The following is a 12,793-nucleotide window of genomic DNA, read 5'->3' on the forward strand; positions in this document are numbered from 1 at the left end:
GGCGCGCCTGATCCTGATCAGGCGGCCTTCACCTCCGCCAGGAACTGATCGACCTCGCGACGCAGGTCGGTGGCCTGGCCGGCAAGGCTCGCCGCGGAGTCGAGCAGCGAGCGCGCCGATCCGCGGGTGTCCGCGGCGGCCGCGCTGACCAGCGCGATCGACGACGAGACGTCGTTGGTGCCGCTCGCGGTCTGCTGCACACTGCGGGCGATCTCGCGGGTCGTGGCGCTCTGCTCGGCCACCGCGCTCGCCACCGCACCGGTGACGCCGCTGATGGTGTTGACGACGGCGGCGATCTTCTCGATCGCGGCCACCGTGCTGCCGGTCTCGTTCTGGATCGCGGCGATCTGGCTTTCGATCTCCTCGGTGGCCTTGCTGGTCTGGGATGCGAGACTCTTCACCTCTGACGCGACCACGGCAAACCCCTTGCCCGCCTCACCCGCACGCGCGGATTCGATCGTGGCGTTGAGCGCGAGCAGATTGGTCTGCGAGGCGATGGCGCGGATCAGTTGCACGACGTCGCCGATGCGGGTGGCGCTGCCGGCGAGCGTGCGCACCTTGTCGGTGGTGTCGAGCGCCTGGCTGGTCGCGTTGGAGGATTCCGACGCGGCTTCCGCGATCTGCCGGGTGATCTCCTTCATCGACGCGTCCAGCTCCTCGGAGGCAGCCGCCACCGTATTGACGCCAGAGGTCGCCTGCGCCGCCGCTTCGGCCACGGCGGTGGCACGGGACGCGGTGGTGCTGGCCGAGCCGTCGAGCGTCTCGGCCGATTGCTTCAGGCCGCTCGCGGCATCGCTCAGCCGACCGCACAGCGTGTCGATGACCTCGCCGAACCGCCGGGTGAGCGCCTCGATCTTCTGCCGGCGGGCGTCGCGCCGGGCCTCGGCATCGGCGCCCTGCAGCGACAGCCGGTCGGCCTCCGCCGATTTCTCCTGCAGAACACCGATGGCGTTGGCGAGTGTGCCGATTTCGTCGGTCCGATCGCCATATCCGATCTCGACGCTGCGCTCGCCACCGGCGATCCGACGGATCATCTCGGTCAGATTCGACAGCGGCTTGATCACGCGGGCATTGAACCAGACCGTCCCCAGTGCGGCGGCCGCGACGTTGACCAGCAACAGGACCAGTGCCAGGGCAAAACGGGTCTGCGACTCGGCAATCGCGACCTCGCTCTGGCTCAGCGCCTCGGCAAGGGCTGCATCCCGCAGCGGCAGGATCGTATCGAGGATCGGGAATACGGACCGCAGGAACTGGTCGGGATCGAGCTCGAGCACCTTGCCCCGGTTCGGCACCACCTGCGACGAATAGAACTCGCCACCGCGGGCCCAATAGCCATTCTCGACCTCGGTCAGGGCCGCGAAGATCGGCTTCTGGTTGATCTCGGCGGCAGCGAGCTTGGCGGTCGTCCAGATGCGCTCGATGCGTCCCTTGAACGTCGCGAGCGCCTCGGCCGGTTCACCCGCCATCGGCTGCTTGGTCGCGATCATGCGAACGAACGTCGTCGTGGCGCGACCGGCCCAGTCGCGCAAATCCCAGCCGATCACTGCGAGACGCGCCGCCTGGCCTACTGCGGGATTGGCCGCATTGATCCGGCGCACGATCACGTCGACATGGCTGCCGGTCGTTTCCTGGATCGTGAACATCTGCGGCACGTAATCACGGACGATTGCTTCGGATCGCGCCGCCTTGGCCTGCGCGACGGCATCGAGAGCGGCCCCGCGCGTCGCACGCAATTTCTGCTGGATCGAGTCCAGCGCGGCGCTGTCTTCACTCAGCAGCGCCAGGCTGCGCGCCTTGGCAAAGGCGTCGTCAGAGCCTTGAAGTATCTTCTGCAGCGAGGCCAGCTCATCGGCCGTCGCCGGATTCGGCGATGCCAGCCGCGGATTGACCATGGCGCGCTCGAGGTTCAGCTTTTCCGGCAGCCGCAGCATGGCGGCCAGCAGCTGCGTATCACGGCCTGCCGTCCTCGCGGCCTGCAGCGAGGTCAGCTGCTGCCAGGCGAACAACATGGTTGCGAGCAGGCCGATGACGGCCCCGAGCAGCAAAGAGAGCAGGAAGACTTGACGAATGCGCACGATCGACCTCGCTGGACAGCAGCCTGAGGTCCGGATAGCAGCGAGGGCTTCAATTTGGAGTTAATGAATCCTGTCCCTTACTCCCGAAACGACTACTCATTAGGATAATCATTGGCAGCTAATAGCGATTCGCGGGTTCCACTGCAGAACAATCTCAATAGTCGACTTTCACGAGATAGAGGCCTTCCGGCGGCGCGACGACGCCACAGGCGGCGCGATTGCGCGCGGCGAGCGCGGCAGCGAGATCATCGGCGCTCCAGCGGCCCTGCCCGACCCACACCAGCGAGCCAACCATCGAGCGCACCTGGCTGTGCAGATAGGAGCGTGCGGAGGTGAGAATGGTGACCGCATCGCCGTCCCTGACGACGTCGAGCTGATCGAGCGTCTTCTCCGGCGATTTTGCCTGACATTCCGTGTCGCGGAAAGTCGTGAAATCATGTTTGCCGATCAGCCGCTGGGCCGCCGCGTGCATCGCGTCCGAGTCGAGCCGCTGCGGCACGCGCCAGACGCGGCCGACCTCGAGCGCGAGATTGGAGCGGCGGTTGACGATGCGATAGCGATAGTGCCGCCTGCGGGCGGAGAAGCGTGCTTCGAAGGTGTCGGGAACGATCTCGGCGTCGAGCACCGCGATCGGGTTGGGCCGCAGATGCGCGTTGAGCGCATCGCGCAATTTGTCGGGCCGGAATTCTTTCTCAACGTCGCAATGCGCGACCTGACCGGTGGCGTGGACGCCGGCATCGGTGCGCCCCGAGCCATGCACCCGGGTCGGAACGCCACAGGTTGCCTGCACCGCCGCTTCGAGCGCGCCCTGCACCGACGGCAAGGTCGCCTGCAGTTGCCAGCCGCAGTACGGCGCGCCGTCATATTCGATGGTGAGCTTGTAGCGGGGCATCTGACCCGATCGAGTTTTGCCGTCATTGCCGGGCTCGACCCGGCAATCCATCCCTGGGCGAAGCTTGTTCTTGAGATGGATGCGCGGGTCAAGCCCGCGCATGACGAGATGAGGTGGTCAGCCGAAGCGCAGGCCCGGCGCGATACGGGTGCCACGCAGGAAATCCGCGGCCTTCATGGGACCCTTGCCGGCGCGCTGTAGCTCGGTGACGCGGATGGCGCCGTCGGCGCAGGCGATGGTGAGCTGCTCGTCAAGAACGGCGCCCGGCTCGCCCCTGCCGTCGGCAAGCGCGCAGCGCAGGATCTTCAAGCGGACCGCTTCGCCATCAAGCGTGAACTCACTCCAGGCGCCAGGAAATGGCGACAGGCCGTGGATGTGCCGCAGCACCGCGTGGGCCGGCTTCGTCCAGTCGATCCGCGCCTCGGCCTTCTCGATCTTGGCGGCGTAGGTGACGCCTTCCTCTGCCTGCTTCGTCAGCGTCAGCCCGCCGCGCTCTAGCGCCGCCATCGCGCGCACCATGAGATCGGCGCCGATCCGCGACAGGCGGTCGTGCAGATCGGACGCCGTCATCGCGTCGGTGATCGCAAGGCGCTCGGCCATCGCGACATCGCCGGTGTCGAGCCCGACATCCATCTTCATCACCATGACACCGGACTCGGCATCACCCGCCATGATCGCGCGGTTGATCGGCGCGGCACCGCGCCAGCGCGGCAGCAGGGAAGCGTGGAGATTGTAGCAGCCGAGCTTGGGCGCATCGAGAATGGCTTGGGGAAGGATCATGCCGTAGGCGACGACCACGGCCGCATCGGCCTGATGAGCCTGAAACTCGGCCAAGGCCGCCTCGGTCTTCAGCGTCTTCGGCGTGAACACGGCAATGCCGAGCCGACGCGCCTCGGTCTCGACCGGCGTCGGCTGCAGCGCGAGGCCGCGGCGGCCGCCGGGTTTCGGCGCGCGCGTATAGACCGCCGCGATCTCGTGGCCGTGGCCGGCGAGTTCGAGCAGGGTCGGCACGGCGAAATCCGGCGTGCCCATGAAGATCAGGCGAAGCGGCATCTGGTGGAAGATCCTGCATTGCCGAATCCTCCGCGTCATGCCCGGGTCAAGCCCGGGCATGACGGAGGAGAGAGTTGACCGTTAGTCGCTGGCGCGCTTGGCGGCCTTGGTGAACTTCTTCATCACGCGGTCGCGCTTCAGCTTCGACAGATAGTCGATGAACAGCACGCCGTTGAGATGATCGATCTCATGCTGGATGCAGGTGGCGTAGAGCCCCTCGGCATCCTCCTCGCGGACCACCCCGTCCAGATCGGTGAAGCGCACGCGAACGCGTGCCGGCCGCTCGACCTCCTCGTAATATTCGGGGATCGACAGACAGCCTTCCTCGTAGACCGACAGCTCGTCCGACTTGGCGATGATCTCGGGATTGATGAAGACGCGCGGCTCGCGCTTGCCCTCCCCGTTGGCATCGGGCTTGGCCAGATCCATGGTGATGACGCGCAGCGGCTGCGCGACCTGGATCGCCGCAAGCCCGATGCCGGGCGCGTCGTACATGGTCTGGAACATGTCGTCGACCAGCTGCCGGATCTCCAGCGTGACCTTCTCGACCGGCTTGGACACCAGCCGCAACTGCCGGTCCGGCAGGATGATGATTTCTCTTAGGGACATGGCGCGCGATTTAAGCCGCGGAACCGGCGGGGTCAATGTGATGGCTCGCGGTTAAGACTTCACTAACCATGAATTTCAACGTTTCGTTAACCATGATTCTTAACGTGCCCTTAACCATAATTGTTCTCTCTTCGTTCGCGAGCTTGCGCGAATCGGATAGACGGGGGTGATGACCGTCAGCCAATCCCTCAATCCTGTCGTCGTCATCATCGGCGACCTGCCCATCAGGGCGAGCGATGCGCTGATCGGATTCGGCGTACTGGTGCTGCTACTGCTCGTGATCATCGTGGCCGCCGTGGCCCGCTCCGGACGGCGCGGCGCGGAGCTCGCCGCCCAGCAGGCGATGCGGGCTGACGAGCTCGAACAACGGTTCGGCGAGATGATCCGCGTCCAGAGCGAGGCCTCCGGCCGGGTCGACGCGATGGCCCAGCTGCTCGCCGGCCGTCAGGTGGACCTGGCCCGCAGCGTGAACGAACGGCTCGATGCGGTCACCCACCGCGTCGGACAGTCGATGGAGCAGAGCACGCGCCACACAATGGATAGTCTGCGCGTGCTGCACGAGCGCCTCGGCATCATCGACAACGCCCATCGTGATCTCAGCGAGCTGACGACGCAAGTGACGACCTTGCGCGACGTCCTCGCCAACAAACAGTCGCGCGGAGCCTTCGGCCAGGCGCGCATGGAGGCGATCGTCCAGGACGGGCTTCCGAAGGGCAGCTACGCGTTTCAGCACACGCTCGCCAGCGGCAAGCGGCCCGACTGCGTCGTGTTCCTGCCCGATTCGCGACCGCTGTGCATCGACGCCAAGTTTCCGCTGGAAGCCGTGACCGCACTGCACGACGCCGTGACCGAGGAGGAGAAGCGCGCCGCGGCGCAGCGGCTGCGCACCGACGTGCTCCGCCACGTCAATGACATTGCCGAGAAGTACCTCGTGGTCGGCGAGACGCAGGACACGGCGCTGATGTTCGTGCCGTCGGAATCGGTCTATGCCGAGATCCATGACGGCTTCGACGACGTGATCCAGAAAGCCTATCGAGCGCGCGTCGTGCTGGTGTCGCCGTCGCTGCTGATGCTCGCGATCCAGGTCATGCAGCAGATCATGAAGGATGCGCGCATCCGCGACGCCGCCGACCAGATCCGCAACGAGGTGATCCATCTCGGCGACGATCTCGGCCGCCTGCGCGAGCGCGTGCTCAAACTGCAGAAGCATTTCGGCGATGTCGGCGAGGACATCCGCCAGATCCTCATTTCCGCCGACAAGATCGAGAAGCGCGCCGCCCGCATCGAGGAGCTCGATTTCAGCAAGCAGGATGCGCCGGTGGACTCACCACGCATCGCGCCGGCTGCGGGCACGACGCCGGACCTGTTTCCTCTAGCGGGGCGCATGCAGGCCGGAGAGTGATCGTTGGCTGCGTCTGTTGCATGAGAGGGCAATCCAGACAAGATTGTCATCGCCCGGTCAAACCGGGCGATGACGGCTGTGTTTGTGGTGCTGTCGAAATCTGTTACCACCCGGTCATGACTGCACCCGACACCGCTTCCGAGATCACCGCGACCGCCGCAGAGTCCGCCGCCAAACCCGCCCCCACCTGGCGCGAGAGCATGGCCGTCTACCTGCAGCCGCGCGTGCTCGTGGTGCTGTTCCTCGGCTTCTCGTCGGGACTGCCGCTGGCGTTGTCCGGCTCGACGCTTCAGATATGGATGCGTGAGCTCGGCGTCGATCTCGGCACCATCGGGCTGTTCGCCCTCGTCGGGACGCCGTACACGCTGAAATTCCTCTGGGCGCCGCTGGTGGACGCGCTGCACGTGCCGCTGCTCACGCGCGCGTTCGGACGGCGGCGCGGCTGGCTGGTATTCGCACAGCTGCTCTTGATCGGCGCCATCCTGCTGCTGGCGCTCACCGATCCGGCACATGCGCCGTTCATGGTGGCGCTGGCCGCGCTGCTGGTCGCCGCGATGTCGGCGACCCAGGACATCGTGGTCGATGCCTTCCGCGTCGAGAGCCTGCCGGAGAGCGAGCAGGCCGCGGGCATGGCGGCGTATGTCGCCGCCTATCGCATCGGCATGCTGGTCTCGACTGCCGGCGCGCTGGTGGTGGTCAGTGCGTTCGAAACCAGCGGACTGTCGCGGCCATCGTCCTGGATGTGGGGCTATGTCGCGATGGCCGGACTGGTGCTGATCGGCACGATCACGGCCCTCGCGGCGACTGAGCCGGCTCAGTCGCAGCAGGCGGAGGCCGCGATGGGCGCCGACACCGCGCTCACCCGCGTGATGCATGCGGCTGCCGGGGCCTTCGTCGAGTTCCTCGGCCGGCGGGATGCGCTCACGGCGCTCGCCTTCGTCGTGCTGTTCAAGTTCACCGATGCCTTCTCCGGCACGATGACCGCGCCGTTCGTGATCGATCTCGGCTTCAGCAAGGTCGACTACGCCGCGATCGTGAAAGGCGTGGGTCTCGCCGCGACGCTCGCCGGCGGCTTTGCCGGCGGCTTCGTCGCGCGACGCTATTCGCTCGCGACGAGTCTCTGGATCGGCGGCGTGGCGCAGGCGATGGCGAACCTCTCGTTCTCCTGGCTTGCGATCGTCGGAGTCAATCAATGGGCACTGGCGCTGGCGATCTCGGCGGAAAACTTCACCAGCGCGGTCGGCACCGTGATCTTCGTCGCCTATCTCTCCGCGCTGTGTCAGAACCCGCTGCACACCGCCACCCAATATGCACTGCTGACCGCGCTCGCCGCGGTCGGGCGCACCTATTTGTCGTCAGGCGCCGGCTACGTGGCGAAGGCGACCGGCTGGCCGCTGTTCTTCGTGATCTGCGTGCTGGTCGCGATCCCGAGCCTTGTGCTGCTCGCCTGGCTGCAGCGGCGCGGACATTTCGACCAGTTGGGGCCAGTGAAGGTGTAGCTGCGCCTCACATTCGACCGTCGTCACCCACCACCGGGTGTCGTCTTCGACGAGCCCGATGACAGGCTCCGACGGGTGACCCAGTATTCCAGAGACGTCAGCCATCGACCGAGCAGCCGCGGGGTACTGGATCGCCCGGTCGAGCCGGGCGCTGACAGCGGAAAGTCAGGACGCCGCGCTCGCGTGGACGGCCCAATCAGGTCTCACCGCTTCACTAAGCTCCACTTGGTCACGACCGCCTCGCTCATCTGTCCCGCATCCTGGGCGCAGGCGATCTCGTCGACCTTGACCGCGATCTGCTTGCCGAGCAGACCCTTGAGCTGCGACGCCTGCGCCGTGTTCGCGGTAACGAGCTGGAATGTCTCCGGGCCGGTCTCCAGATTGCACAGCCCGCTCGGCGGCGGCAGGCGGCGCGGCTCGCTCGTGATCTGATAGGCGGCGGACGGCTGGCCCGGCTTGGCGCCTTTGAGCTTCAGCGCGTTCAGCTCGCCCGACAGCACGTCACCGGCATTGAGCGGCTTGCCCGCCTTCTGCGCCGCCTCGCTTTGCTGCGCCAGCACTGACGGCGCCGAGAGCGCCGCCAGAATCGCGCCCAAAGCCAGCCGTTTGCCGAATCCGCGTTTCGTCATCATTCCACTTCCGTCTGTGCTTAGAACAAGGTCCGCTGCCGCATCGCGGCCGAGAGCGTGCCTTCGTCGAGATAGTCGAGCTCGCCGCCGACCGGCACGCCATGTGCCAGCCGCGTGACCTTGACGTTCGCCTCCTGCAGGAGGTCGGTGATGTAGTGCGCGGTGGTCTGGCCGTCGACCGTCGCATTCAAAGCGAGGATGATCTCGGACACCTCGGGCGCATGCGCGCGCTGCACCAGCGCATCGATGGTGAGATCCTGCGGGCCCACGCCGTCGAGCGGCGACAGCGTGCCGCCGAGCACGTGATAGCGGCCGTTGGAGGCCTTGGCGCGCTCCAGCGCCCAGAGGTCGGCGACGTCGGCGACGACGACGATCATCGCCGGATCGCGACGCGGATCGGTGCACACGGTGCACGGGCTTTGCGTATCGATGTTGCCGCAGGTCTTGCAGACCTGGATGCGATCGATCGCGACCTGCAGCGCCGAGGCAAGCGGCACCATCAGCGCCTCGCGCTTCTTGATCAGATGCAGGGCGGCGCGCCGCGCCGAGCGCGGACCGAGGCCGGGCAGGCGCGCAAGCAGTTGGATAAGGCGTTCGATCTCGGGACCGGCGACGGCCATCAGTTCACGAATGTCATCAGGTCAACTAACCGAAACCGAAGCCCGGCGGCAGGCCGAGCTTGCCGGTGATGGCCTGCATCTTCTCCTGCATCGCGGCTTCCGCCTTGCGCCGCGCATCGCCATGCGCCGTGACCAGCAGGTCCTCCAGGATCTCGGCCTCCTCCGGCTTGAGCAGCGACGGATCGATCTTGACGCTCTTCACGTCCATCTTGGCGGTCATGCGCACGGCAACCAGACCGCCGCCCGAGATGCCCTCGACCTCGACGTTGCCGAGTTCCTCCTGCATCTCCTGCATCTTCGTCTGCAGCTGCGCCGCCTGTTTCATCATGCCGAGAAAGTCAGCCATCGGAGCACCTCATCATCAGCCATCTTGTTGAGCATGATCTTTCGGAAAACCGGTTTCCACTTTTCCGGATCATGCTCTAGAAATCATCATCGTCGGACTCGTCAGGCGGCTCGACAGCACTGGCGTCCGATTCGGGCGGCTCGGGGGCGAGCCGGCGCACTTCGACCACCTTGGTGCCCGGGAACCGCGCCAGGATCTCCTGCACGCGCGGATCGGCCTCCGCCGCCGCCTCGCGCTCGCTCTTGGCGCGCAGATTCTGCTCGCGCAAGGTCGCCTGGCCCGGCTCGTTGGAAACGATCACCGTCCAGCGCCGGCCGGTCCAGTCCTCCAGCTTGCGCCCGAGGTCCGAGACAAGCGAGCGCTGCGCCGTCCGTTCCAGCGCGATCTCCAGCCGTCCCTCCTCGAAGCGGACCAGCCGCACGTCCATCTCGAGCGCGCTCTTGGTGATCAGGTCACGGTTCTTGCCGGCCAGCGCGACGAGTTCCTGAAAGCTCCCTATGCGCAGTGCGGGCTGGTCCTGTGATGCCGGCGACGGCTGCGATGACATCGCCTGCGGGCGCATCGAACCGCCGACCGCGGCGAGCGTCGGGCCTTGCGCGCGCGGCGCCTGCATCGGCGCCGACGTCATCACAGGCGGCGCCCCCGCGCTCATGCCGGATGCCGGCGCAGGACGCGCCGCGCCGCCGTTCGTGACGATCGGCGAGCCACCACTGTTCTGCTCGATCATACGAATGGCTTCGTCGGGCGTCGGCAGATCGGCCGCGTAGGCGATGCGCACCAGCACCATTTCCGCCGCTGCAGCCGGGCGCGTCGCGCCTTGCGTCTCCGCAATGCCCTTCAGCAGCATCTGCCACATCCGCGACAGCACCCGCATCGACAGCTTGGTGGCGAAGTCGCGCGCGCGCAGCCGCTCGGTCTCGCTGAAGGCGACGTTGTCGGCCGTCGCCGGCACGACCTTCACCCGGGTGACGAAGTTCACGAACTCGGCCAGATCCGACAGCACGACCACGGGGTCGGCGCCGACGTCATATTGCTCGCGGAATTCCTTGAAGGCGGCGGCGATGTCGCCGCTGGCGAGATGGTGGAACAGGTCGATCACGCGGGTGCGGTCGGCGAGGCCCAGCATCTGCCGGACATCATCGGCGCGCACCTCGGCGGCGCTGTGCGCGATCGCCTGATCGAGCAGCGACAACGAATCGCGCACCGAGCCTTCGGCGGCGCGCGCGATGATGCCGAGCGCCTCGGGCTCGATCGTCACGCCTTCCTTGGTCGCGATGCCCTGGAGATGCTTCATCAGCACCTCGGCCTCGACCCGGCGCAGATCGAAGCGCTGACAGCGCGACAGCACCGTCACCGGCACCTTGCGGATCTCGGTGGTGGCGAACACGAACTTGGCGTGCTCCGGCGGCTCCTCCAGCGTCTTCAGGAAGGCGTTGAACGCCGCCGTCGACAGCATGTGGACTTCGTCGATGATGTAGACCTTGTAGCGCGCGCTGGCCGGCGCATAGCGGACGCTGTCATTGATCTGGCGGACGTCGTCGACGCCGGTATGGGACGCCGCGTCCATCTCCAGGATGTCCATGTGCCGGCTTTCCATGATTGCCTGGCAATGGGTGCCGAGCACCGGCATATGGATGGTCGGCCCCTTCACCGAGCCGTCCGGCAGCTCGTAATTCAGGGCGCGGGCGAGAATGCGGGCGGTGGTCGTCTTGCCGACGCCGCGGACGCCGGTCAGAATCCAGGCCTGCGGAATCCGGCCGGTCTCGAACGCGTTCGAGACGGTGCGCACCACGGCGTCCTGGCCGATCAGATCCGCGAAGCTGGAGGGGCGGTATTTGCGCGCCAGCACCCGGTAGGGCTTGGCGGGAGCGTCGGCGCTGTCAGGCGGAACAGGTGGGGCGCCAGCGTCGGTCATCGAGCGATCCGCAAGTGAGTATTCCAGGCCGGCATCGATCGCGATCGTCGACGCAATCAGCCGGAGCGCGGTCGAGCGCCCGCCCTGCGCGGGGTCCCCGCCATCTTTGCGCGATTCGCTCGAGAAAACAGGTAGGAGACTGACGAGCGACCCGATCCGGACCTCGTTAGGGCTGCTTCCTTCCGGACCTGACCCGGTTGGCGAGTGGCTCGTCCACCGCCAATCTCCCGCTGCCTATTTGGGGCCAAACGGTCCGGAAAGCAAGCGCGAGCTTCGCCGGGGCGGCCCACCGCCCCGCGGGCTTGTGCCGCAGCTCGGAAAGGCTTTAGGTGCCGTCGAATTCCCCGCCAGACCGTCCGCCAGGAACCGCCGCATGCCCGAATCAGCCTGGTCGCTGCATCCGCAACTTGCGAAGGATACGATCGACATTGGCGACCTGCCGCTGTCCCGCGTGCTGGTGATCAAGGACGCGAACTATCCTTGGCTGCTGGTGGTGCCGCGCCGCGAGGGCGCGGTCGAGATCATCGATCTCGACGAGGTCGCGCAGGCGCAGCTGATGACCGAGATCACGCGGGTGTCGCGCGCGCTCAAGGAGATCACCAAATGCGACAAGCTCAACGTCGCCGCGCTCGGCAACATGGTGCCGCAGTTGCACGTCCACATCATCGCGCGACGCACAAGTGACGTGGCCTGGCCGCGACCGGTGTGGGGCGCCGCGCCGCCTGTGCCGCACGATGCGCAGGAGGTGCAGCAGTTCATCAGCGCTGTCAGGCGCAAGATCTGGTTAGGGTAAGAGATGTCGCCATTCGACTTGTTTCCGCTCGGCAAGCCGGCCTTCGTCAGCCATCCAATCGATCGCGCCGCCCATCTGCGCTTCCATGATGACAAGCTGATCGCCTTCGAGAGCAATCCCTCGACGCGCGCCTATGTCGTGCACCGCGATTCGCTGGTGCTGAAGCGCGACGGCGACCAGCTGCGCGCGCTGCTGTCGATCGACGAGGCGCTGAAGTTCGGTGCCAATCCGGGAACGATCTTCCTCGGGCTGCAGGACGGCGCGGCCGTGTTCGGCATGGGCATCTCGCCGGCCGCCGTCGAAAAGCTCGCCGGGCGCGACGATGTGTCGGTCGCCGAGCTGCGCGGGATGGCGATGCAGGGTGCGACCCCGGTCGACCAGCTGGCGACGATCGCGATGGCGAAATCCCTGGTGTCCTGGCATCAGCGTCACGGCTTCTGCGCCAATTGCGGCGCCAAGACCGCGATGCGCGAGGGCGGCTGGAAGCGCGAATGCCCGAGCTGCAAGACCGAGCATTTCCCGCGCACCGATCCGGTCGTGATCTCGCTGGTCGCTTCCGGCGACAAGTGCCTGCTCGGGCGGCAGAAGCAGTTTCCGGCCGGCATGTATTCCTGCCTCGCCGGCTTCGTCGAGGCGGCCGAGACGATCGAGGACGCCGTCCGGCGCGAGGTGTTCGAAGAATCCGGCATTCGCTGCACCGACGTGACTTATTACATGACCCAGCCCTGGCCCTACCCGTCGTCGCTGATGATCGGCTGCAGCGCCCGGGCGCTCAACGAAGACATCGTCATCGACCGTAACGAGCTCGAGGACGTGCGCTGGTTCAGCCGCGACGAGGCCCGGCAGATGCTGGTGCGGCAGCATCCAGATGGCTTGGCGGGACCGCATCCGTTCGCCATTGCTCATCATCTGGTCGGCCGCTGGCTGAAGGAGAACGACGAGCGGTAGCAGGAAACCAGC

The 12,793-nt window shown here is 66.5% G+C and carries 12 protein-coding genes and 1 other RNA gene; 4 read left to right on the forward strand and 9 right to left on the reverse strand.

The annotated features are described in order from the left end of the window. Window positions 1–17: 17 nt before the first annotated feature. The 4 genes from QX051_RS07200 to def all read right to left on the reverse strand — a co-directional run bounded on the left by QX051_RS07200 (window position 18) and on the right by def (window position 4,629). Complete coding sequence (locus QX051_RS07200) at window positions 18–2,075, reverse strand: HAMP domain-containing methyl-accepting chemotaxis protein (RefSeq protein WP_315775604.1); 2,058 nt, start codon at window positions 2,073–2,075, stop codon at window positions 18–20. Window positions 2,076–2,229: 154 nt separating this feature from the next. Beyond that, window positions 2,230–2,967 carry a tRNA pseudouridine(38-40) synthase TruA gene (gene truA / locus QX051_RS07205; RefSeq protein WP_315775605.1) on the reverse strand — a complete coding sequence of 246 codons (738 nt, stop codon included), beginning with the start codon at window positions 2,965–2,967 and terminating at the stop codon, window positions 2,230–2,232. A gap of 117 nt (window positions 2,968–3,084) precedes the next feature. Next, the gene (fmt, locus tag QX051_RS07210) at window positions 3,085–4,020 is read right to left on the reverse strand and encodes a methionyl-tRNA formyltransferase (protein WP_315775606.1); all 936 of its coding nucleotides are present in this window, start codon (window positions 4,018–4,020) and stop codon (window positions 3,085–3,087) included. A gap of 81 nt (window positions 4,021–4,101) precedes the next feature. Continuing rightward, complete coding sequence (def, locus tag QX051_RS07215) at window positions 4,102–4,629, reverse strand: peptide deformylase (RefSeq protein WP_315775607.1); 528 nt, start codon at window positions 4,627–4,629, stop codon at window positions 4,102–4,104. Window positions 4,630–4,798: 169 nt separating this feature from the next. Between def and QX051_RS07220 the strand changes: the two genes are divergently transcribed. Together QX051_RS07220 and QX051_RS07225 are read left to right on the forward strand one after the other, a co-directional pair. After that, window positions 4,799–6,031: a DNA recombination protein RmuC gene (locus tag QX051_RS07220; protein WP_315775608.1), complete on the forward strand. Its 1,233-nt coding sequence runs from the start codon at window positions 4,799–4,801 to the stop codon at window positions 6,029–6,031. Between the two features lie 116 nt (window positions 6,032–6,147). Next, complete coding sequence (locus QX051_RS07225) at window positions 6,148–7,530, forward strand: AmpG family muropeptide MFS transporter (RefSeq protein WP_315775609.1); 1,383 nt, start codon at window positions 6,148–6,150, stop codon at window positions 7,528–7,530. Window positions 7,531–7,733: 203 nt separating this feature from the next. On the opposite strand, the gene QX051_RS07230 is transcribed toward QX051_RS07225, so the two are convergent. From QX051_RS07230 to ffs, 5 genes are all read right to left on the reverse strand, one after another. Next, on the reverse strand, window positions 7,734–8,159 hold the full coding sequence (locus QX051_RS07230; RefSeq protein ID WP_315773633.1) for a hypothetical protein: 426 nt from the start codon (window positions 8,157–8,159) through the stop codon (window positions 7,734–7,736). Between the two features lie 20 nt (window positions 8,160–8,179). Beyond that, window positions 8,180–8,779: a recombination mediator RecR gene (recR, locus tag QX051_RS07235; protein WP_008964175.1), complete on the reverse strand. Its 600-nt coding sequence runs from the start codon at window positions 8,777–8,779 to the stop codon at window positions 8,180–8,182. Between the two features lie 25 nt (window positions 8,780–8,804). Continuing rightward, window positions 8,805–9,125, reverse strand: coding sequence for a YbaB/EbfC family nucleoid-associated protein (locus QX051_RS07240; RefSeq protein ID WP_315775610.1), 321 nt, complete (start codon window positions 9,123–9,125; stop codon window positions 8,805–8,807). Between the two features lie 76 nt (window positions 9,126–9,201). Then, window positions 9,202–11,040, reverse strand: coding sequence for a DNA polymerase III subunit gamma/tau (locus tag QX051_RS07245; RefSeq protein WP_315775611.1), 1,839 nt, complete (start codon window positions 11,038–11,040; stop codon window positions 9,202–9,204). A 131-nt stretch (window positions 11,041–11,171) separates the two neighbouring features. After that, an RNA gene (gene ffs / locus QX051_RS07250) (signal recognition particle sRNA small type) lies at window positions 11,172–11,268 on the reverse strand. Between the two features lie 145 nt (window positions 11,269–11,413). Here ffs and QX051_RS07255 point away from each other — a divergent pair. After that, the gene (locus QX051_RS07255; protein ID WP_315734951.1) at window positions 11,414–11,833 is read left to right on the forward strand and encodes an HIT family protein; all 420 of its coding nucleotides are present in this window, start codon (window positions 11,414–11,416) and stop codon (window positions 11,831–11,833) included. A gap of 3 nt (window positions 11,834–11,836) precedes the next feature. Beyond that, window positions 11,837–12,781 carry an NAD(+) diphosphatase gene (gene nudC / locus QX051_RS07260; RefSeq protein WP_315773626.1) on the forward strand — a complete coding sequence of 315 codons (945 nt, stop codon included), beginning with the start codon at window positions 11,837–11,839 and terminating at the stop codon, window positions 12,779–12,781. Window positions 12,782–12,793 lie beyond the last annotated feature (12 nt).

Origin of the sequence: Bradyrhizobium sp. SZCCHNR1053, assembly GCF_032381235.1 — a bacterium.
In the GTDB taxonomy this organism is placed as follows: domain Bacteria; phylum Pseudomonadota; class Alphaproteobacteria; order Rhizobiales; family Xanthobacteraceae; genus Bradyrhizobium.